This is a genomic window from Burkholderia sp. AU39826 (assembly GCF_020419965.1).
Classification (GTDB): Bacteria; Pseudomonadota; Gammaproteobacteria; order Burkholderiales; family Burkholderiaceae; genus Burkholderia; species Burkholderia semiarida.
Genome location: NZ_JAIZQG010000031.1, coordinates 24,709 through 44,278 on the forward strand (window position 1 = coordinate 24,709; position 19,570 = coordinate 44,278).

At 68.3% G+C, this 19,570-nt stretch carries 21 protein-coding genes and 1 tRNA gene; 11 read left to right on the forward strand and 11 right to left on the reverse strand.

What is annotated here, in order from left to right; all coding sequences use genetic code 11:
• The first annotated feature begins 5 nt into the window (after nt 1-5).
• The 3 genes from LGM42_RS31095 (at nt 6) to LGM42_RS31105 (ending at nt 2,727) form a co-directional block, all read left to right on the forward strand.
• Nucleotides 6-665, forward strand: a complete 660-nt coding sequence (locus tag LGM42_RS31095; protein WP_099315955.1) for a HugZ family protein — start codon at nt 6-8, stop codon at nt 663-665.
• Between the two features lie 354 nt (nt 666-1,019).
• Nucleotides 1,020-1,313: an H-NS family nucleoid-associated regulatory protein gene (locus LGM42_RS31100; RefSeq protein ID WP_060008799.1), complete on the forward strand. Its 294-nt coding sequence runs from the start codon at nt 1,020-1,022 to the stop codon at nt 1,311-1,313.
• A gap of 256 nt (nt 1,314-1,569) precedes the next feature.
• Nucleotides 1,570-2,727 carry a cation diffusion facilitator family transporter gene (locus LGM42_RS31105; RefSeq protein ID WP_060310190.1) on the forward strand — a complete coding sequence of 386 codons (1,158 nt, stop codon included), beginning with the start codon at nt 1,570-1,572 and terminating at the stop codon, nt 2,725-2,727.
• 48 nt (nt 2,728-2,775) lie between these two features.
• Here LGM42_RS31105 and LGM42_RS31110 read toward each other — a convergent pair whose 3' ends face one another.
• The 3 genes from LGM42_RS31110 to LGM42_RS31120 form a co-directional block, all read right to left on the reverse strand.
• Entirely contained in the window at nt 2,776-3,246 is a 471-nt protein-coding gene (locus LGM42_RS31110) for an Lrp/AsnC family transcriptional regulator (protein ID WP_006477376.1), read from the reverse strand.
• Nucleotides 3,247-3,325: 79 nt separating this feature from the next.
• Entirely contained in the window at nt 3,326-3,985 is a 660-nt protein-coding gene (locus tag LGM42_RS31115) for an exonuclease (protein WP_006483674.1), read from the reverse strand.
• A complete protein-coding gene (locus tag LGM42_RS31120; RefSeq protein WP_226234243.1) occupies nt 3,982-4,626 on the reverse strand; it encodes an MBL fold metallo-hydrolase in 645 nt (214 codons plus the stop codon). Before LGM42_RS31120 ends, LGM42_RS31115 begins: the two co-directional genes overlap by 4 nt.
• Nucleotides 4,627-5,278: 652 nt before the next feature.
• Here LGM42_RS31120 and LGM42_RS31125 point away from each other — a divergent pair.
• Nucleotides 5,279-5,890: a septal ring lytic transglycosylase RlpA family protein gene (locus tag LGM42_RS31125; protein WP_059578260.1), complete on the forward strand. Its 612-nt coding sequence runs from the start codon at nt 5,279-5,281 to the stop codon at nt 5,888-5,890.
• 91 nt (nt 5,891-5,981) lie between these two features.
• On the opposite strand, the gene rsmI is transcribed toward LGM42_RS31125, so the two are convergent.
• The gene (gene rsmI / locus LGM42_RS31130; protein ID WP_060966394.1) at nt 5,982-6,869 is read right to left on the reverse strand and encodes a 16S rRNA (cytidine(1402)-2'-O)-methyltransferase; all 888 of its coding nucleotides are present in this window, start codon (nt 6,867-6,869) and stop codon (nt 5,982-5,984) included.
• Between the two features lie 46 nt (nt 6,870-6,915).
• Here rsmI and LGM42_RS31135 point away from each other — a divergent pair, with 46 nt between their 5' ends.
• The 5 genes from LGM42_RS31135 (at nt 6,916) to LGM42_RS31155 (ending at nt 9,374) form a co-directional block, all read left to right on the forward strand.
• The gene (locus LGM42_RS31135) at nt 6,916-7,344 is read left to right on the forward strand and encodes a YraN family protein (RefSeq protein ID WP_226234258.1); all 429 of its coding nucleotides are present in this window, start codon (nt 6,916-6,918) and stop codon (nt 7,342-7,344) included.
• 126 nt (nt 7,345-7,470) lie between these two features.
• On the forward strand, nt 7,471-8,055 hold the full coding sequence (locus LGM42_RS31140; RefSeq protein ID WP_059638352.1) for an SIS domain-containing protein: 585 nt from the start codon (nt 7,471-7,473) through the stop codon (nt 8,053-8,055).
• 17 nt (nt 8,056-8,072) lie between these two features.
• Nucleotides 8,073-8,873, forward strand: coding sequence for a BON domain-containing protein (locus LGM42_RS31145; protein WP_059578262.1), 801 nt, complete (start codon nt 8,073-8,075; stop codon nt 8,871-8,873).
• Nucleotides 8,870-9,232, forward strand: a complete 363-nt coding sequence (locus LGM42_RS31150; RefSeq protein WP_059578167.1) for a c-type cytochrome — start codon at nt 8,870-8,872, stop codon at nt 9,230-9,232. Before LGM42_RS31145 ends, LGM42_RS31150 begins: the two co-directional genes overlap by 4 nt.
• 66 nt (nt 9,233-9,298) lie before the next feature.
• Nucleotides 9,299-9,374 (forward strand) — tRNA-Ala (locus LGM42_RS31155).
• A gap of 68 nt (nt 9,375-9,442) precedes the next feature.
• Here the strand turns inward: LGM42_RS31155 and LGM42_RS31160 are convergent.
• The 3 genes from LGM42_RS31160 to LGM42_RS31170 form a co-directional block, all read right to left on the reverse strand.
• The gene (locus LGM42_RS31160; RefSeq protein WP_060310186.1) at nt 9,443-9,754 is read right to left on the reverse strand and encodes a hypothetical protein; all 312 of its coding nucleotides are present in this window, start codon (nt 9,752-9,754) and stop codon (nt 9,443-9,445) included.
• A 124-nt stretch (nt 9,755-9,878) separates the two neighbouring features.
• On the reverse strand, nt 9,879-11,276 hold the full coding sequence (locus LGM42_RS31165) for an enolase C-terminal domain-like protein (protein ID WP_060310271.1): 1,398 nt from the start codon (nt 11,274-11,276) through the stop codon (nt 9,879-9,881).
• A gap of 62 nt (nt 11,277-11,338) precedes the next feature.
• Nucleotides 11,339-12,679, reverse strand: coding sequence for an MFS transporter (locus LGM42_RS31170; protein ID WP_060310185.1), 1,341 nt, complete (start codon nt 12,677-12,679; stop codon nt 11,339-11,341).
• A 331-nt stretch (nt 12,680-13,010) separates the two neighbouring features.
• Between LGM42_RS31170 and LGM42_RS31175 the strand changes: the two genes are divergently transcribed.
• Together LGM42_RS31175 and LGM42_RS31180 are read left to right on the forward strand one after the other, a co-directional pair.
• Nucleotides 13,011-13,652: a DUF2239 family protein gene (locus tag LGM42_RS31175; protein ID WP_226234244.1), complete on the forward strand. Its 642-nt coding sequence runs from the start codon at nt 13,011-13,013 to the stop codon at nt 13,650-13,652.
• 15 nt (nt 13,653-13,667) lie between these two features.
• The gene (locus LGM42_RS31180; protein ID WP_226234245.1) at nt 13,668-14,999 is read left to right on the forward strand and encodes a carotenoid oxygenase family protein; all 1,332 of its coding nucleotides are present in this window, start codon (nt 13,668-13,670) and stop codon (nt 14,997-14,999) included.
• Nucleotides 15,000-15,018: 19 nt separating this feature from the next.
• Here the strand turns inward: LGM42_RS31180 and LGM42_RS31185 are convergent, their stop codons facing one another.
• Genes LGM42_RS31185 through LGM42_RS31200 form a run of 4 tightly spaced genes read right to left on the reverse strand, consistent with a single transcriptional unit; the run spans nt 15,019 to nt 19,279 of the window.
• Nucleotides 15,019-16,185: an ABC transporter permease gene (locus LGM42_RS31185; RefSeq protein ID WP_226234246.1), complete on the reverse strand. Its 1,167-nt coding sequence runs from the start codon at nt 16,183-16,185 to the stop codon at nt 15,019-15,021.
• An 8-nt stretch (nt 16,186-16,193) separates the two neighbouring features.
• Nucleotides 16,194-17,348, reverse strand: a complete 1,155-nt coding sequence (locus tag LGM42_RS31190; protein WP_226234247.1) for an ABC transporter permease — start codon at nt 17,346-17,348, stop codon at nt 16,194-16,196.
• A 21-nt stretch (nt 17,349-17,369) separates the two neighbouring features.
• Entirely contained in the window at nt 17,370-18,068 is a 699-nt protein-coding gene (locus LGM42_RS31195; RefSeq protein WP_226234248.1) for an ABC transporter ATP-binding protein, read from the reverse strand.
• A gap of 5 nt (nt 18,069-18,073) precedes the next feature.
• A complete protein-coding gene (locus tag LGM42_RS31200; RefSeq protein WP_226234249.1) occupies nt 18,074-19,279 on the reverse strand; it encodes an efflux RND transporter periplasmic adaptor subunit in 1,206 nt (401 codons plus the stop codon).
• Nucleotides 19,280-19,570 lie beyond the last annotated feature (291 nt).

Sequence of the window (19,570 nt, forward strand, 5' to 3'; positions counted from 1 at the left end):
TCCCCTTGAACATCGATCCCGCCCTCGCCTTGCATCTGCTGCACCGTTGCGCGTTCGGCACGCTCGCTACTCATACGCGCGAACCGCAGGGCTTCCCGTATCCGACGGTCGTCCCGTTTGCGCCCGATGCAAGCCATCGGCCCGTGATTCTGGTGAGCGGCCTGGCCGAGCACACGCGCAATCTGGCCGCCGATCCGCGTGCGGGTTTTCTCGTCGTCGATGCAGGCGGCGACGATGTCCTGGGCGCCGAGCGCGCGACGTTGCTGGGCCGGTTCGTGCCGCTCGGCGACGATCCGCACGTCACCGCGCGCTACCGGCGCTACGAGCCGGACGCCGAGCGCTATCTGGCGCTCGGCGATTTCGCGTTCTGGGCGCTCGAGATCGAGCGGCTGCGCCATATCGTCGGGTTCGGGCGAATGGGTTGGGTCGACGGTACGCGTCTCGATACGCTGCCGCCGCTCGCGTTCGACGACGAACAGGCGCTGTGGCACGCCTACGACACGAGCGACGCGCGCCGCGACGGGCTCGACCTGCTCGGCGTCGATCGCCATGGCGCGGACTGGCGATGCGACGGCCGCCGCGTGCGTACGCCGTTCGACGCGCCGTTGGCCGATACCGCGGCGTTGCGCGATCGGCTGATCGCCTGCGCCCGGGACGTGACGTGACGTCGCGGGTCAGGATTTGTCCGTTTAGCGAACGGCGTCATGTAGTTTTCGCAAAACTGTCGTCTGATGAAAGCTTTGATTTTTTCGAATGCGGGTAATTGCGTATGTTGATAGACCGAATAGCCAATCGCTAATGTCCTAATCTCTGTACGGGAGCGTGAAAATTTGAGAAAAGGCCGCGGCCGGTCAAAATGACATGTGCGAATTACAATGCGTCTCAGGATTTTCATGAATCTCGCTTCTATCAAATCTTTTTTGTGCTAATCTCTGCCTTCGAAAATCCGAGGCACATATATTTCATGAATGGTGAGCTGGCTGCAGACCGGCGCCATTGGTCAGATAGAAAGGGAAACTATGTCTTCTTACAAGGACCTGCTGGCCCAGCGGGAGAAGCTGGAGAAGCAAATCGAAGAAGCGAAGTCGCGTGAATACGCTGAAGTACTGAATGACGTGAAGCAGAAAATTGCCGACTACGGCTTTTCGCTCGCCGAACTCGGTCTCAGCCGCGCGAAGGCCGGCAAGGTCGGCCGTCCGCGCGCTGGCGTGGCGGCAAAGTACCGCGATCCGGAAACGGGCGCGACGTGGTCGGGCCGTGGCAAGCCGCCGCGCTGGATCGCCGGCAAGAACCGCGAACAGTTCACGATTTAAACGTTCGTTCAGGTTGCCCGCTCTTCGAAAGAGCCGCGTATCCGTCGAGGAGCGCGGCTTTTTTGTTTTCGGGCTGCTGGCGGCCCGTGTCGGCCTTGTCACGAAAATGTAAGAATCCGGTGTGAATGAAAATGCGACACGTTCGCATAAGCGATTGATTTAAATGGGAAATTTGTGGGTATTGGAAGGGCGTGCGGGGCGTCTTTGATAGAATTGCGTATCGCACACCGATGCGCACACCGATATCTCATATTTCATGTCCACGTTTTCCGGCGACGCGCAGAGCGCAGATAAGCACGCCGTTGCGCGCAAGAGCACGCTCGTCAGTATTGTGCTGAATGTCGTACTTGCGACATTTCAGATCGTCGTCGGCGTGATTGCGCATTCGCAGGCATTGATTGCTGACGGCGTGCATTCGATTTCCGATTTGATCTCGGATTTTGTCGTGCTGGTTGCGAATCGGCACAGCGGCGCGTCGCCCGATGCCGACCACAATTACGGCCATAGCCGCTACGAGACGGTCGCGTCGCTGTTTCTCGGCGCGATCCTGATTGCGGTCGGTATCGGCATGCTCTGGCGCGCCGGCGACCGCCTCGTTAATCTCGAAAATATTCCGGCCGTGCATTTTTCCGCGCTGATCGTGGCGCTGACGGTGCTCGTGTCGAAGGAAGCGCTGTTTCGCTACATGCTGCGCGAAGCGCGGCGCGTGCGCTCGGCGATGCTGGTCGCGAACGCATGGCATGCGCGTTCGGATGCCGCGTCGTCGCTCGTCGTCGCGATCGGCATCGTCGGCAGTCTGGCCGGCGTGCGGCTGCTCGACCCCATCGCGGCGGCGATCGTCGGCTTCATGGTCGCGCGCATGGGCTGGACGTTCGGCTATGACGCGTTGCAGGACCTCTCCGACCGCGCGCTCGATACGGCCGACACGGCCGAGATTCGCGCGCTGCTCGTCGCGACGCCCGGCGTGCGCGACGTGCACGACCTGCGCACGCGGAAGATGGGCGATGCCGCGCTAGTCGATGCGCACATCCTCGTCGATCCGAAGATCTCCGTCTCCGAAGGGCATTACATCGCCGAGACCGCGCGTGCGCGCGTGCTGTCCGACCCGCGCGTGCTCGATGCGCTGATCCATGTCGACCCGGAGAACGACGCGGCGCGGCGCCCGGCGCTCGCGCTGCCGCCGCGCGGGGAGCTCGCGGCGCGGCTCGAGGCCGCGCTCGCGCAGCGCGGGCTGCGTGCGGCGGCGATCAACCTGCATTACCTGAGTACGGGGCTCGAGGTCGACGTGACACTCGACAGCGACCCGCGCGACACCGACGCGGCGCTGGCCGGCCGGCTCGACGTCGAGACGCTGAAGCGCGAGTTCGGCGCGCGCCGGATCAGCTTCACGCGCACGTTGCCCGCGCCGACGTGACCGGCGGCCCGCGACCGCGGACGCGGCCCGCCGCGGCAGGGCCGCGCGTTACAGCGGCAATTGCGTGTCGAACTTGATTTCGCGCAGCACGACGCTCGTGCGCACCTGCGACACGGCCGGGATCTTGAAGATGCGCTCGTGGAGGAACACGTCGTAGGCCTTGATGTCCGGCGCGACGATCTTGAGGATGTAATCGGCTTCGCCGGTCGTGCTGTAGCACTCGGTGACTTCCGGGCAGGTCGCGATCTCGCGCTCGAACTGCTCGACGCCGCCCTCGTTGTGGCGCGTCAGGTGCACGTGCGCGAGCGCGCAGACGTGCAGGCCGAGCTTCTCGCGATCGAGCAGCGCCGTGTAGCGCTGGATCACGCCCGACTGTTCCATGTCCTTGATGCGGCGCCAGCACGGCGTGCTCGACAGCCCGACCTGGTCGGAGATTTCCTGAACGGAGCGGCGCGCGTCGAGCTGCAACAGGCGAAGGATTTTTTGCGAAAAGGAATCGAGCGTCACCTGCGCCTCCATGCGGCAGCTACAACACGCTGAATGTTAGAGGGCCGGGAAAGGAAAGGCAATCTGGCGACGCGTCGCTGAGCGAGATTCGCTAATTTGCTCGCGGATCCGTGGGATTTTGTCCCGCCCCCGCGCTTTCCGACCGGTCGGTATCCGACACCGCGAGGCCCGCCAGCGCGGCCTGCTGCCGGCGCAGGTCGGCGAGCATGTTGCAGAACAGCGCGCCTTGCTCGATCGCGTCGTCGAGCGCGACGTGCGTGTGCGGATGGTCGTCGAACCAGTGCTTCGGAAAGCGCGGCTTGATCGCCTTGCGGTACGGCAGGCCCGTCATCGCGAACGCGAGCGTCTTGATGTCGAGCGCCGACCACGAGAACGGGCAGCGCCCCGCGAAGCGCATCATGTACCAGAACATGAACGTGAAGTCGAAGCCGGCCGGCATCGCGACGAACACCGGCTTGCCGGGCAGCGCCTCGACCCATTCGACGTAGGCGACCAGCGCCGCCTCGGGCGTCTGCAGATCGCGCCGGCACGCGGCCCAGGCTTCCGGCTCGGTCTTCCACCACGCTTCCTGCACCGGGTGCGCGTGCGCGCCGGGCAGCGTCTCGAGGTTCGCCGAGAACGTCGCGATCAGCTGCTTGTCCTCGGTATAGGCGGCCGACGCGAAGCTCAGCATCGAGTGCGGGCCGGGAATCGGGCCGTCGGCCTCGACGTCGGTGCTGACGTAAATTTCCGGGATGGCGGTCTGGTTCATCCGAATACCTTGTCGGACACGAACGGGTTCGTGCGGCGCTCGTCGCCGAACGTCGACACGGGGCCGTGGCCGGGCACGAACGTGACGTCGTCGCCGAGCGGCCACAGCTTTTCCTTGATCGAACGGACGAGATCCTCGTGATTGCCGCGCGGGAAATCGGTCCGGCCGATCGAGCCCGCGAACAGCACGTCGCCGACGATCGCGACGCGATGCGCGCGGCTGAAGAACACCACGTGGCCGGGCGTGTGGCCCGGGCAGTGATAGACCTCGAGCGTTTCGTCGCCGAACTGCACGGTGTCGCCGTCGTTCAGCCACCGGTCGGGTTCGAAGCTGTCGGCGGCCGGAAAGCCGAAGCGCTCGCTCTGCGTCGGCAGCTTCTCGATCCAGAAGCGCTCTTCTTCCTGCGGCCCCTCGATCGGCACGCCGTAGCGCGTCGCGAGCGTCCTGGCGCCCGCGCAGTGATCGATGTGCCCGTGCGTGAGCAGCACCTTGTCGACCTGCACGTTCTGCCGCGCGATTTCCTGTTCGATCCGGTCGAGATCGCCGCCCGGATCGACGACGGCGGCGCGGCCCGTCTGCTCGCAGACGAGCAGCGAGCAATTCTGCTGGAACGGCGTGACCGGAATGAGCGTGACTTTCATGGAGGCACCGGCGGCTAAAAGGAGCGATTGTACCGGTCGCGCGCGCGGCCTGCCGTGCGTGCGACGCGCCCCGCGGTGCGCGCATCAGGGCATTCCCGGAGCATGCCGATTGTTACAGCCATAGCGAGAATCAATGGTCCGCCGGGGACCCTTTCCGAGACAAGGTTTTGATTTATGTATAATGCGCCCCATTGCGCGTGAATTTCACGCCATTCGCTGGTGTTTCGGCCCCGTTAAACGAGGCATCCGATTCACCGTCAAGCATCGGCCGCCGGGGAGTCCGGCGGTGTATCCAGCACCGAACATTCGGTGCTCACGTCTTGTCCGGCCGGGCGCTGCGCGCCCGCCTGCGGCCTTGCTGCCGCGCCGCCGGATGAGGCCTGTGCCGCCGTTCCTGTGCGTTGGTCGTATCGACGCGCGCGAACGTGGAGCCATGTTCGATGGCGGCATGTGGGGTCTGGTCAGGCTGTTGGGGACAGGTTGCGCCAGACGTGAAAACTAATCAGGACGGTTGCGGCCCAGACGAACGCCGCGCCCATGCTAGCCGCCTGCTCGCATTCGAGCGGGGCGTGCACGCATTTGCCGTCCGGGCCGCATCGCGTTGTGAAGCAGCGTTGTATCGATGCGGCCCGAACTAGAAGGCGACACGTCGATGAATTTACGTTTTCCGAGCCGATTCGGAACCATTGCATTGTTTTTTGCGCTGACGGGCTGTGCGGTGCCACCCAGCCAGACCACCGGCAGCGTGAACCCGAAGCGGGCGGTCGACAAGACGGCCGCTGCCGCGAAGGCGGACGACGACAAGCAGCCGCTCAATTTCGATTCCGCGCTGGCATCGATGCCGGCCGCCGACAGCAAGGACGCGAAGAAGTCGTCGCTGGCCGACGCCGAGCCGATCGACGGCAAGGATGTATCCGATTTCCGCCAGAGCGGCCGCGCATCGTGGTACGGGCGCGATTTCCACGGCCGCCGCACCGCGAACGGCGAGCGCTTCAACATGAACGCGTTCACCGCCGCGCACCGCACGCTGCCGCTGTCGTCGTACATCAAGGTGACCAACGCATCGACCGGCAAGTGGGTCGTCGTGAAGGTCAACGATCGCGGGCCGTTCAAGCGCGGCCGCGTGCTCGACCTGTCGTATGCGGCGGCCAAGGTGATCGGCCTCGTGCACGCCGGCACGGGCCGCGTGAAGATCGAGGGGCTGTCGCCGCAAGAAGCGCGCGAGGCGCGCGACGAAATGTTCGCGTCGATCTCGGCGAAGTAACGCGACGATCCCGTCCGGAGAATCCACCGCTCATGCACAAAGGGCTGCCTTCCGGCAGCCCTTTGTACTTTTCGCGCGGCGGCGGCGCGCGTCAGTCTTCCCTGCCTTCCTTCAGCACCAGCGCACGCGCATACAGCGTGTTGCGCGATGCGCCCGTCAGCGCGGCCGCGAGCCGGGCCGCGCTCTTCACCGGCACCTCGTCCAGCAGCAGCCTGAGCAGCGCGTCGTGCGCGGCGTCGTCCGCTTCGCCGCTTGCCGCCGGCGCGCCTTCGACGACCAGCACGAACTCGCCGCGCTGCCGGTTCGCATCGCCGGCGAGCCAGCTCTGTCCTTCGGCCAGGGTGCCCTGAAACAACTGCTCGTGTAGCTTGGTGAGCTCGCGCGCGATCAGCAGCCGGCGCGCGGGGCCGAACGCGTCGGCGAGCGCGGCGACGGTTTCGGCGATCCGGTGCGGCGCTTCATAGAACACCAGCGCGTACGGGTGCGACGCCAGCGCCTGCAGCGCGGTCGCGCGCTGTTTGGCCTTCGGCGGCAGGAAGCCCGCGAACGTGAACGCGCCGGCCCAGTCGCCGGCCACGCTCAGCGCGGTCACGGCCGCGCTCGCGCCGGGCAGCGGAACCACGGCGAAGCCGGCCGCGCGCACGGCGTCGACGAGCCGCGCGCCGGGGTCGGAGATGCCCGGCGTACCGGCGTCCGACACATAGGCCACGCGTTCGCCGCCACGCAGCAGTTCGATCACGCGCTGCGCGGCTTCGCGTTCGTTGTGCTCGTGCACGGCCACGAGCGGTTTCGAGATCCCGTAGCGGGCGAGCAACTGGCCCGTGTTGCGGGTGTCTTCGGCCGCGATGCGGTCGGCGAGGCCGAGCACGTGCAGCGCGCGCAGCGTGATGTCGGCCGTATTGCCGATCGGCGTGGCGACCACGTAGAGCGCGGCGTCCGGGTAGTGCTGCGTATGCGCGAGTTCGAGGAGGGCAGTCATGGCAGGCAATGCACGCAATCGCGGCACGAACGGAACAAGGACGGCATTGTGCCACGCGGCGCCGGCCCGGCCGGATGGCGCGCGCGGCCGGCCGCGTTCGGGCGACAACTTTTCCGGCGCGGCGCGATCCAAACCGGTCGGCGCGGCGTTCGAGCAGCGCGCGCGGCAGTTTCTCGAGCGTCATGGTCTCGCGTTCGTCGCCGCCAATGTGACGATGCGCGGCGGCGAGCTCGATCTCGTGATGCGCGAGCCCGACGGCATGCTCGTGTTCGTCGAGGTGCGCGCGCGGCGCAGCACCCGGCATGGCGGCGCGGCCGCGAGCGTCGGCTGGCGCAAGCGGCGGCGCCTGGTCGCGGCCGCGCTGCAGTTCTGGTCGCGGCACGGCGCCGGCGCCGCGTGCCGTTTCGACGTCGTCGCGTTCGAGGCCGGCCGGCTTGCGTGGCTGCGCGATGCATTTCGTACCGACGATGCGTAGCCGCGAGCTGTGACGAGATGTAAAGAGTTCTTGCCGGACCGCCGGAGAGGGCGCCGGAGTACGGTAAACTCGCCGCACCCACGATGTCGCGCGAGTTGTGCCGCGCGCCCAGTTCACCAGGAATCGATGTCAGTCGAACGTATTCAGCAACAATTTCGCGACAGCGCCGCGCTTCACGCCGAAGCGGCCGACGCGCTGTCGCTGCCGATCGCAGCCGCGGTCGATGCGATGTTCGCCGCACTGGCGAACGGCAACAAGATCGTCGCGTGCGGCGACGGCCCGTCGGCCGCCGCCGCGCAGTACCTCGCCGCGTCGCTCGTCGGCGGTTTCGAGCGCGAGCGTCCGGGCCTGCCCGCGATCGCGCTGGCCACCGACGCGTCGCAGGCCGGCCTCGCGGGCGTGGCGGCCGCCGAGCAGTTGTTCGCGCAGCAGGTGCGCGTGCTGGGCCAGACGGGCGACGTCCTGCTGGTGCTCGATGCGGGCGGCGCATCGCCGCGCGTGCTCGCGGCGATCGGCGAGGCGCACGAGCGCGAGATGACCGTCGTCGCGTTGACGGGCGGCAACGACCACACGGTGGCGGCCGCGCTGTCCGACACCGATATTCCGATCAGCGTGCCCGCCGTTCGCGCGGCGCGCATCCACGAAGTCCATCTGCTGACCATCCACTGCCTGTGCGACGGCATCGACGCGATGCTGCTGGGTGAGGATTGAACGAAGGAGAGCCGTCGATGAATCAAAGCCGCGTCAAACAGACGCTCGTCAGAACCACGCTGCTCGCCGCGCTGACGGCGGGCCTCGCCGTGTCGCTGCAGGGCTGTGTGCTCGGGGTCGTGGGCGCAGCGGCCGGCGGCGGCGCGCTGATCGCGACCGATCGCCGTACGCTCGGCGCGCAGACGGAGGATCGCGAGATCCAGGTCAAGTCGCTCTCGCAGATCAACAACGGGCTGCCGGACCAGTCGCACGTGAACGTGACGGTGTTCAACCGCCGCGTGCTGCTGACGGGCGAGGTGCCGAACGATGCGTCGAAGCAGCGCGCCGAGGAAATCGTGCGCGGCATCAACAACGTGAACGGCATCGTCAACGAACTGTCGGTCGGGCCCGCGTCGTCGCTGTCGTCGCGCGCGAACGACTCGTACCTCGAAGGGCGCGTGAAGTCCGAGCTGATCGCGACGAAGGGCATCTCGGCGAACTACTACAAGGTCGTTGCCGAACGCGGCAATCTTTACCTGATGGGGCTCGTGACGGTGGACGAAGGCAATCGCGGCGCGGAAGCCGCGAGCCAGGTGCCGGGCGTCGAGAAGGTCGTGAAGGTGTTCCAGTACGTGAAGCCGCAGGACGCGCAGGCGCTGCAGGACGCGTCGCCCGCGAGCGGCGCATCCGGCGCGCAGGCGGCTGCCGCACCGGCGGACAGCGCGACGGTCGGCGCGGTGCCCGACGCGTCGGTGCAGTCCACGCCGCTGCAGCCGCCCGCGCCGATCTCGAATTCGTCGAGCGTGCATCCCGGCAATCCGAAGGCGAAGGCGCAATGACGGGCATGCAGATGAAGCAGATGAAACGCTGGATGGTGCACGGTGGCGCGGCCATGGCGCTCGTGGCCGGCACGCTGGGCGCGGCGCACGCGGACGTCGGCGACGGCCTGAAAGTGGCGCGCGGCAACGCGTGCATGGGCTGCCACGCGGTCGACCGCAAGCTCGTCGGCCCGTCGTTCAAGGACATCGCCGCTCGCTACAAGTCCGATCCGCAGGCCGTCGCGAAGCTGTCGAAGAAGGTGAAGGACGGCGGCTCGGGCGTGTGGGGCGCGATTCCGATGCCCGCGCATCCGCGCATGAGCGACGCCGACGTCCGGTCGGTGGTCGAATGGGTGCTGGCCGGCGCGCCGTCAAAGTAACGCGTCGCGCGTGACGTAACCCCTATTGCCAAGCGTGGAAATGCGTGTGTATGATGGTCGACTGTTGGGGCGGTAGCTCAGCTGGGAGAGCGTCGCGTTCGCAATGCGAAGGTCGGGAGTTCGATCCTCCTCCGCTCCACCAACGGAATTTGAAAGGCCCGATCGCAAGATCGGGCCTTTTTGTTTTCCGCAAGCCATGGGCGCGACGCGCTAGGTCGCCAACTGGCAGGCCAACCTGAACGCAGGCACCGACAGCGCGGCGAACCCCACCGTCATGGCCGCGAGCACCGCGGTTCTTTTCCGCAGCAGCACGCACAGGGCGATCGACAGCCCGTAGACCGCGCAGGTCAAAATGATGCTCCACACGAGCGCCGCGTAACCCGCACCGCCTTCGAAATTCGATACGTGCCGCGTGATCAGGGTCGCGACATAGCCGGCGACCGTCACGCTCGCGGGCAGGCACAGCGCCGAATACAGCACGAAGACGATGATCTGCCGCGGTGTCGGACCGGATGACGTCATGAAAAGCGTTTTTTGCGAATGGACGAGGAGCGCCCGACCGTCCGCCGCACGGGCCGATCCAGGCAGCCGGCAGGATGCGGCCGTTTCCCGTATTTGGCAACCGCCCCGTCAGCACACCGCCCTGTCACCCGCGTCCGAAACTCGGCCGCTTCGGATCATACGTCCACCCCGGCACCAGATATCGCATCGCCACCGCATCATCGCGCGCCGTACCGCCCACCGCGTTGTACAGCGCATGCGCGGCCTCGACCTGCGCCATGTCGATCTCGATGCCGAGCCCCGGCCGCTCCGGCACGGCCACCTTGCCGCCGACGATCGCGAGCGGCTCGCGCGTGAGCCGCGCGTCGCCTTCCTGCCAGATCCAGTGCGTGTCGATCGCGGTGATCGTGCCGGGCGCGGCCGCCGCCGCATGCGTGAACATCGCGAGCGACACGTCGAAGTGGTTGTTCGAGTGCGAGCCCCACGTGAGCCCCCAGTCGCGGCATAGCTGCGCGAGCCGCACCGAGCCCTGCATCGTCCAGAAATGCGGATCGGCGAGCGGGATGTCGACCGCCTGCAGCCGCACCGCGTGATCCATCTGCCGCCAGTCGGTCGCGATCATGTTGGTCGCGGTCGGGATCCCCGTCGCGCGGCGGAATTCGGCCATCACCTCGCGGCCCGAATAGCCGCCTTCCGGCCCGCACGGATCTTCCGCGTACGCGAGCAGGTGGCCTTGCCCGCGGCACAGCGCGACGGCCTCGTCGAGCGACCACGCGCCGTTCGGATCGAGCGTCGTGCGGGCGTCGGGAAAGCGCGCCTTGATCGCCGCGATCGCTTCCATCTCGTCCGCGCCGGCCATCACCCCGCCCTTCAGCTTGAAATCGGCGAAACCGTAACGCTCGACCGCCGCTTCGGCCTGCCGCGCGATCGCGGCCGGTGTGAGCGCCGCTTCGTTGCGCAGCCGGAACCATGGGTCCGCCGCATGCGCCTCGTCGCGATACGGCAGATCGGTGCGGCGCCGGTCGCCAATGTAGAACAGGTACGCGAGCATCGGCACCGCGTCGCGCTGCTGGCCTTCGCCGAGCAGCGCCGCGACCGGCACGTCGAGATGCTGGCCGAGCAGGTCGAGCAGCGCGGTCTCGATCGCGGTGATCACGTTGTCGAGCCGCAGGTTGATCTCGTGCGGCTGGCGCAGCACGGCCGCCTCGCCGGCCGACGTCACTTCGTGGCGGATCGTGCGCCCGGCGCCGGCACCGGCGCCGGACAGCGCCGCGCGCACCGCGTTGAGCGTCGCCTGGTAGCGCCCGATCGGCTGCCCGACCACGCGATCCGTCATGCGCTCGAGCGCGTGGCGGATGCCTTCGCCGCCCGGCACTTCGCCGACGCCCGTATGCCCGCTGCTGTCGTCGAGGATCACGAGGTTGCGCGTGAAGTATGGCGCGTGCGCGCCGCACAGGTTGAGCAGCATGCTATCGCGGCCGGCGACGGGAATCACCTGCATGCGCGTGACGCGCGGGGTGCCGGCACGGCTGGGTTCGGACATCGGTTCGCTCCTGGTTCCGGTGGCGCGTGGGCCGACGGACGCGCCGGCTCGGCCCGCGCGGTTCATTGAAGCTCGACGCGGCGGATCTCGCCGACGACGAACAGGTAGCAGATCACGGCGACGAGCGCGTGCGCGACGACATAGACGAGCGCGCCGTTGAACGAGCCGCTGCGGTCGACGATATAGCCGATCGCGATCGGCGTCGTGATGCTGGAAAGGTTGCCGCAGGTGTTGAGCAGCGCGCCGCTCAGCCCGGCGATCTGGCGCGGCGCGGTGTCGGCGTTGACGGCCCAGCCGAGCGCGCCGAGCCCCTTGCCGAAGAACGACAGCGCCATGAACAGCACGACGAGCACGTGCGAATCGGTGTAGTTGCAGACGATCATCGACATCGACAGCAGCATGCCGATCACGATCGGCACCTTGCGCGCGACCGACAGCGAGCGGCCCTGCCTGAGCAGCGCATCGGACACGACGCCGCCGAGAATCCCGCCAAGGAAGCCGCACACGGCGGGAATCGACGCGACGAGCCCCGCGTTGAGGATCGACATCCCGCGCGCCTGCACCAGATAGACGGGAAACCACGTGATGAAGAAGTAGGTGAGCGCGTTGATGCAGTACTGCGCGACGTACACGCCGACCAGCATCCGGTTGCGCAGCAGCGCCTTCACGTGGCGCATAGACGGGCCGCCGTCGCGCCCGCCCGTCGCCTGGTCGATGTTGACGAGCGCACCGCCTTCGGCGAGGTAGTCGAGTTCCGCGCGGTTGATGCTCGGGTGGGCCTTCGGGTCGTACATCGTGCGGTTCCACACCAGCACGAACGCGAAGCCGAGCACGCCCATCACCGCGAACACCGCCTGCCAGCCGAACGCGTGCACGAGCCAGCCCATCAGCGGCGCGAACACGACGGTCGCCGCGTACTGCGCGGCGTTGAAGATCGCCGACGCGGTGCCGCGTTCGGCGGCCGGGAACCACGCGGACACGATCCGGCTGTTGGCGGGGAACGACGGCGCCTCGGCCGCGCCGACCAGGAACCGCAGCCCGAACAGCAGCGCGAACGCGGCCGCGCCGCCGAAGAAGCCGATGCCGCCCTGCAGCAGCGTGAACAGCGACCAGAAGAAGATGCTGAATGCGTAGACGATGCGCGATCCGTAGCGGTCGAGCAGCCAGCCGCCCGGCAGTTGCGCGACCACGTACGACCAGCCGAACGCGGAAAAGATGAAGCCCATCTGCACGTGGCTCAGGTGCAGCGCGCGGGCGAGGCTCGGGCCCGCGATCGCGATGGCCGCACGATCCGCGTAGTTGATCGTCGTGACCGCGAACAGGACGGCGAGCACCAGCCAGCGCACGCGGGTGCGCCGGGCCGTTGCCGACGCGGACGCCGGCAGCGCGTGAAGCGGATTCATGACTTGTCTCCTCCGAAGGGCGGAAGGTGCCGTCGTGCGGCAGGCGCGTCGGTGCGCGCGTGATGTGGGTGGATGCCGCCGGCGGGAGGCCGGGCACCGGACGCCGATGCGAGGGCGTCCGGGCCATTCTGTCATGTCGAAACTTGCGTTTTCATGCCAATTGCTGACTTGATCGATTCAGCATTTGAATCGATCGGGCGAGGTTCCCCGCGGTCGGCCCCGCAGGATGGGAACCCGATGAGGGCGATGTTTTTACCCGGATAATATTGACATCCAATTAATACCCGGATAAAAATAGCGTCATTCCGATTTCAGCCTGCGGGCGACCACGATGACCTCCTCCACGCTCCTTCCTTCGTACACGGCCTTCGACGGCCACCGGCGGCTCGCGTCGGGCCCGCTCGCGACGGTCGCGCTCGCTGCCCGGCAGGCGGCCGGCGACGCGACGTCCGGCACGATCCTGATCTTCGACGACGCGACGGGCCGCTCGATCGACCTCGACCTGCGCGGCACCGCGGACGACATCCGCGCGCGCTATGCGGTGCCGTCGGGCGGCGCATCTGGAGCGTCCGGCGGCGCCGGCGAGCCTGCAGGCGCGGGCGCCGGCGAACAGCGCGGCCGCGGCCGGCCGAAGCTCGGCGTGGTGTCGCGCGAGGTCACGCTGCTGCCGCGTCACTGGGAATGGCTCGGCGCGCAGCCGGGCGGCGCGTCGGTGGCGCTGCGCAAGCTCGTCGAGGACGCGCGGCGCACGCATGCGGCGGCCGATCGGCGCCGCGACGCGCAGGCGCGCGCGTACCACTTCATGTCGGCGATGGCGGGCGACCTGCCCGGTTTCGAGGAGGCCGCGCGGGCGCTGTATGCGAACGACCCGGCGCGGCTGGCCGAGCTGATCGCCGGCTGGCCGGACGACGTGCGCGACCATGCGCTCGCGCTGGCGCGCGGCGATCTGCCGCCGGCCGCCGAAGACTGCTGACGGAGCGCCGATGCGATGACCGTATTCGACCTGAACCGCGGCGCGATCGCGCCGGTCGCCGACGAAGTCGACTTCTTCGACCTGCGCGTGACGGGCACCCTTCCGCGCGAACTCGACGGCACGTTGCTGCGCAACGGCCCGAACCCGCCGGGCGGCCGCTTCGAAGGCAACGACGTGCTGTCGTGGTGGCCGGAGGCCGCGATGCTGCACGCGATCGCGTTCGACGACGGCCGCGCGGCCGGCTACCGGAACCGCTGGGCGCGCACGCGGCGCTGGGCCGCCGTGCACGCGCCCGCGCAGGCGCCGCATCTGCCCGACACCAATCCGAACGTGAACGTGCTGCAGCATGCGGGCGAACTGCTCGCGCTGGCCGAGGGCGGCGCGCCGCTCGCAATCACCGCCGCGCTCGATTCGCTCGGCATGCCGGCGCGGCACGCGGGCTTCGGCGGCGGGATGACCGCGCATCCGAAGGTCGACCCGGCAACGGACGAGCTGATCCTGTTCCGCGCGGACTGGCGTGCGCCCTGGCTGCGCTACGGCGTGATCGACGCGACGGGCGTGAAGCGCGTCGATCTCGAGATCGAGCTGGGCGCGCCGTCGATGATGCACGACCTCGCGATCACCGAAACCCGCAGCCTGCTGCTCGACCTGAACGTCGGCTACGACTTCTCGCTGCTGAAGCAGGGCCACCGGATGCCGCTGCGCTGGCACGACGACCGGCCCGCGCGCATCGGCGTGCTGCCGCGCCATGGCGGCGACGTGCGCTGGTTCGACGTCGAGCCGTGTTTCATCCAGCACGTCGTCAACGCGTACGACTGCGACGCATCGTGCATCGTGCTCGACGCGGTGCGCTATCCGTCGTTTCTGCGGCTCGACGCGCGCACGGGCCGCTTCGCCGACAACCCGGTCGGCGAGCTGTGGCGCTATGTGATCGATACCGCGAACGGGCTGATCGACGAAGGGCCGCTCGCCGACGGCGGCATCGAGCTGCCGCGCATCAACGAAACCCGCACCGGCCGCCGCTATCGCTACCTGTACGCGGCCGAGCAGCCGAACAACGCGGAAATGCGCGGCGTGATGCGCTTCGACCACGCGCGCGGCACGACGATGCACTATGCGGTGCCGGCCGGCGACCAGAACGGCGAGCCGGTGTTCGTGCCGCGCCCGGGCGGCGCTGACGAGGACGACGGCTGGCTGCTGGTGATGGTGTACCGCGCGGCGACGGATACGAGCGACGTCGTGATCCTCGATGCGCGCGCGATCGACGCGGGGCCGGTCGCGACCGTGCATCTGCCGCGCCGCGTGCCGGCCGGGTTCCACGGCGCGTGGGTGCCGCGCGAACGTTGAACGTGAGCGGCAGCCGGCGTCACTGCGCGCGCAGCGCGTCGACGATCTTCAGCCGCGCGGCGCGCATCGCCGGCAGGAACCCGCCGACGAGCCCCATCACGAGCGAGAACACGAGCGTCTTCACGACGATCGCGGGCGTCAGCACGAAGCGGAACGACAGGTCCGAGAAGGTCTGGAAATTGGTCGTCGAGAACGACGCGAACTGCATCAGCGACGCGCACGCGAGGCCCGCGACGCCGCCGACGAAGCCGAGCAGCAGCGCCTCCAGCAGAAACGCGGCGAGCACGTTGGTGCGCTTGAAGCCGAGCGCGCGCAGCGTGCCGATCTCGGCCACGCGGTTCGCGACCGACGCATACATCGTGATCATCGCGCCGATCATCGCGGCGATCGAGAAGATGGTCGACAGCGTGATGCCGAGGATGTTGATGAACGTCGACAGCGCCTTCGACTGGTCGCCATAGAAGGTTTGCTCGCGCTTCGCCTCGTCGGTCAGCCGCGGGTCGACGTCGATGTCGGCCTTGAAGCGCGCGAAGCCGTCGGCGCTCGGAATGCGCAGCACCATCGACGAATAGCTGGTGCGCCGGAATGACTGCATCAGCTGGTCGACGTCGCCCCAGATCTCCGAATCGAAGCCGCTGCCGCCCGCGTCGAACACGCCGACGATGGTCCAGTCGCGCTGCGCGAAATGCAGGCGGTCGCCGAGCTGCGTGCCGCTGAAGCCTTTCGCGATCGCGCTGCCGACGACGATCTCCGACGAGCCGGGCGCGAAGGTCCGGCCGGCCGCGAGCTTCACGTGCGGACGCAGCGCGAGGCCGCCCGGCGACACGCCGCGGATCACGACGTTCGACGGCTTGCCGCTCGACGTCTTCACGAGCGAGATCAGCACCACGGCTTCCTTCGACACGAGCGGTCGGCCGTCGGGGCCGAGCGCGACGGCCGGGTGCATCTCGAGCGCGTTGGCCTGCTGATGGTCGATCGAACTCTGGATCTCCGTTTCGGCGCCCTTGCGGATCACCACCGCGTTGTCGGGTTCGCCGGTCGACACGAGCGTTTTCGTGAGGCCCGCATCGAGCATCTGCACCGTCGCGAACACGAAGATCACGAGCGCCATCCCGCCCGCGGTGAGCGCGGTGGTCAGCCGCCGGGTCCACAGGTTGCGCGCGATGTAGGTGAGCGGGATCGCCATGTGCGTCGCTATCCGATCGCCCGCAGGCCTTCGACCACGCGCACGCGCGCGGCCTGCCACGCCGGCACGAGCGCGGCCGCGAAGCCGACCGCGACCGAGCACGCAGCCTGCAGCACGACCGTCCCGGTCGACACCTTGAACACCGGAAAGATGCCGCCTGCCGCCTGCTTGAACAGGCTCGCGGCGGGCGGCGTCGCGAGGATCCCGAGCGCGCCGCCGACCACCGCGATCACGACCGATTCGCCGAACACGATCAGCGCGAGAAACCCGGGGCCGAAGCCGAGCGCCTTCAACGTCGCGTATTCCGCCGTGCGCTCGCGCGCGCTCATCGCCATCGCGTTGGCCATCACCGCCATGATGATCAGGATCACCACGTACGACACCAGGCGGATCGCCGCGATGATCTGGTTCGACATCGCGACGAAGCCGAGCTGGAACGCCTGCTCGGTCTCGGTCAGCGTCTCGGCGAGCGAGTTCTTGAACACCGCGTCGACGTTGCGCGCGATCGCGGCGCCGTCGTCGGGGTTCGCGACGCCGAGCACGAACACGCCGACCTGATCGGCCTGCTTCGGCGTGCGCTTGCGCACCGTCTCGTTCAGGTAATCCCAGTGGAACACCAGTTGACGCGTGATCGTCGAATCGTCGCGGCCGTCGAGAATCCCGCGCACGACGAAATCCCACGTGCCCGGGTAGATCGTGCCCTTCAGCGGGATCACGTCGCCGACCTTGAAGCCGAACTGCGTCGCGAGCTGCCGGCCGACGAGGCAGCCGCGGCGGTCGCGGTCGTAGTCGGCGCGCTGCTGCGCCGGCAGGATGAATTCCGGATACAGGTCGAGGTAGTTCTCCGACACCGCGAAGCTCGCGAAGAAGTTTTTCGGGTCGCGGTAGATGCCGCCGAACCAGTTCGAGCGGACCACGGCCGTCACGCCGTCGACACCGCGGATCCGGTTCTCGTAGCTGACCGGCAGCGGAAACACCAGCGAGATCGCGTTGCGCGTGACGAGCCGGCCGCTGGAGGCGGCCGCCGCGCCCGCGTACCACGCGTCGACCACCGTATGCAGCAGCCCGAACGCGAGCACCGCGATGGTCAGCCCGAGCACGGTCAGCAGCGTGCGCAGCCGGTGCCGCAGCGCGTTGCGCGCGATCAGCTTCAGCACGTACATGGCGCGCGCTCCCGTCGCCGGTCAGCCGGCGTGCCCATCGATCAGCTCCCCTTTTTCCAGATGGACGAGCGAGCGCGCGGCGCTGGCCGCGTGCGCATCGTGCGTCACCATGATGATCGTCTTGCCGAGCTCGGCGTTCATCCGCTGCAGCATCGCGAGCACGTCGGTGGCCGATGCGCGGTCGAGGTCGCCGGTCGGCTCGTCGGCGACGATCAGCACCGGATCGGTGATCAATGCGCGCGCGATCGCGACGCGCTGCTGCTGGCCGCCCGACAGCTCGGACGGGTAATGGCTCGTGCGGTCGCCGAGATTCACCATGTCGAGCACGAGCTCGACGCGCTCGCGCCGCTCGCGGCGTGACAGGTGCGTGAGCATCAGCGGCAGCTCGACGTTCTCGAACGCGGTGAGCACGGGCATCAGGTTGTAGAACTGGAAGATGAAGCCGACGTTCGCCGCGCGCCATTCGGCCAGTTGCGCCTCGGCGAGTTGCGAGATGTCGAGGCCGCCGACGCGCAACTCGCCGCTGTCGGGCCGGTCGATGCCGGCCACGAGGTTCAGCAGCGTGCTCTTGCCGGAGCCCGACGGCCCCATCAGCGCGACGAAGTCGCCTTCGCCGATGTCGAGCGTGATGTCGGTCAGCACGGGCACGATCTGGTTGCCGCGCCGGTACGACTTCGCGACGTGGCTGAGCTCGACGAGGGGCGGCCGGGCGACGTTCACGCGCGCTACTTCTTCGCGACGGTCACTTTCGCGCCGTCCTTCAGCTTCGCGCCCGGGGCGAGCACGACCGTGTCGCCGGGTGTCACGCCGCGCACCGCGACGAGCTCGCCGATCCGCGCGCCCTTCGTCACGGCCACCGCATGCACGGCGTCGTCCTTCACGACGAACACGACCGACCGGCCGTCGCGCTCGACCACCGCGCTCGCCTGCACGGCCGTCACCGGCTGCCGGTCCTGCGGCGACGCGGGCTTCGACAGGAACGCGATCTTCGCGCTCATGTCGGGCAGCACGCGCTCGTCGCGGTCGACGAAGCGCACCTTCACGAGCACGGTGGCCTTCGAGCGGTCGACGGTCGGCACGATGCGCGACACGCGCCCCGCGAAGCGCATGTCGGGCAGCGCGTCGAGCTGGATCTCGCACGGCTGCTCGGCGCGGATCTTCGCGATGTTCGATTCGGCGACGTCGGCCTCGACTTCGAGCGTTTCCATGTCGGCGATCGTCACGACCGCGCCCTTGCTGTCCGACGCGGACGAGAACGGCGTGATGTTGTCGCCGACGTTCGCGTGCTTCGCGAGCACGATGCCGTCGAACGGCGCGCGGATCACCGTCTGGTCGACCGCCACCTGCGCGGCTTGCGCGTTTGCTTCGGCCGACGCGATCGCGGCCTGGTCGCTGGCGAGCGTCGCGCGCGCCTTGTTCACGCGGGCCGTGTCGGTGTCGAGCTGCGCGGCCGGCACGGCCCCGCGCGGCGCGAGTGCGGCCGTGCGGCGCAACGCGATCTCCGCATCCTTGAGCTCGGCCTGCGCGACGCCGAGGTTCGCGCGGGAGACCTGCACCTGCGCGCGGGCCTGCCCGAGCGACGCCTGCACGTCGCTGCTTTCGAGGCGCGCGATGATCTCGTTCTGCTTCACGCGCGTGCCTTCGAGCACGCCGAGCCACTCGACGCGCCCCTGGCCCTTCGACGCGACCGCGGCCTTGCGCTGCGGCACGACGTAGCCGGTCGCATTGAGCTGCGTGTCGTTCTGGTACGGGTAGGCGGACGTGACGGACGTGGTGTCGACGCTTGGCCGGCCGGTGAGCGCGAGGCCGGCGCCGATCGCGACGACGACGAGCGCGGCGGCGAACGCATAGCGCGCCCACCGGCGCCGGCGCGGCGCCGGTGCGAGCGGACGCCGGTCGATTTTCAGTTTGTCCAGATTGTGATCGGGCAATTTGAGCGCCTCGAGACGGCGGCGGTCGTGCGACCGGCCGCGATCCGGTTTCCGGGGAAAGGGACGGATGGACGCCAGTATAAGCGTCGCCCCGGCGCCGCGCGAGCCGGTTTGCGGCGCGGTGCGACGGCGGCTTGCCCGGCTTGCCGGTACCCGGTGACGCGGCGGCCCCCGGGAAAACCCGAGGACGCAGGCAACGTGTCAACTTGCCGCGAACGCGGTGCGTTATGGAACCAGTGCGTCAGGTTTCGTCGCGACGGAACGGCGAAAGCCGGCCTCGCGGCCTGGGGC

Bases quoted from the DNA above. Each gene is read 5' to 3' on its own strand.
- LGM42_RS31110 (WP_006477376.1), bottom strand. From the start codon at position 3,246: ATGGAGGCGCAGGTGACGCTCGATTCCTTTTCGCAAAAAATCCTTCGC.
- rsmI (WP_060966394.1), bottom strand. From the start codon at position 6,869: ATGACTGCCCTCCTCGAACTCGCGCATACGCAGCACTACCCGGACGCC.
- LGM42_RS31140 (WP_059638352.1), top strand. From the start codon at position 7,471: ATGTCAGTCGAACGTATTCAGCAACAATTTCGCGACAGCGCCGCGCTT.
- LGM42_RS31115 (WP_006483674.1), bottom strand. From the start codon at position 3,985: ATGAACCAGACCGCCATCCCGGAAATTTACGTCAGCACCGACGTCGAG.
- LGM42_RS31150 (WP_059578167.1), top strand. From the start codon at position 8,870: ATGACGGGCATGCAGATGAAGCAGATGAAACGCTGGATGGTGCACGGT.
- LGM42_RS31170 (WP_060310185.1), bottom strand. From the start codon at position 12,679: ATGAATCCGCTTCACGCGCTGCCGGCGTCCGCGTCGGCAACGGCCCGG.
- LGM42_RS31105 (WP_060310190.1), top strand. From the start codon at position 1,570: ATGTCCACGTTTTCCGGCGACGCGCAGAGCGCAGATAAGCACGCCGTT.
- LGM42_RS31145 (WP_059578262.1), top strand. From the start codon at position 8,073: ATGAATCAAAGCCGCGTCAAACAGACGCTCGTCAGAACCACGCTGCTC.
- LGM42_RS31190 (WP_226234247.1), bottom strand. From the start codon at position 17,348: ATGTACGTGCTGAAGCTGATCGCGCGCAACGCGCTGCGGCACCGGCTG.
- LGM42_RS31165 (WP_060310271.1), bottom strand. From the start codon at position 11,276: ATGTCCGAACCCAGCCGTGCCGGCACCCCGCGCGTCACGCGCATGCAG.
- LGM42_RS31180 (WP_226234245.1), top strand. From the start codon at position 13,668: ATGACCGTATTCGACCTGAACCGCGGCGCGATCGCGCCGGTCGCCGAC.
- LGM42_RS31160 (WP_060310186.1), bottom strand. From the start codon at position 9,754: ATGACGTCATCCGGTCCGACACCGCGGCAGATCATCGTCTTCGTGCTG.
- LGM42_RS31120 (WP_226234243.1), bottom strand. From the start codon at position 4,626: ATGAAAGTCACGCTCATTCCGGTCACGCCGTTCCAGCAGAATTGCTCG.
- LGM42_RS31175 (WP_226234244.1), top strand. From the start codon at position 13,011: ATGACCTCCTCCACGCTCCTTCCTTCGTACACGGCCTTCGACGGCCAC.
- LGM42_RS31185 (WP_226234246.1), bottom strand. From the start codon at position 16,185: ATGGCGATCCCGCTCACCTACATCGCGCGCAACCTGTGGACCCGGCGG.
- LGM42_RS31125 (WP_059578260.1), top strand. From the start codon at position 5,279: ATGAATTTACGTTTTCCGAGCCGATTCGGAACCATTGCATTGTTTTTT.
- LGM42_RS31100 (WP_060008799.1), top strand. From the start codon at position 1,020: ATGTCTTCTTACAAGGACCTGCTGGCCCAGCGGGAGAAGCTGGAGAAG.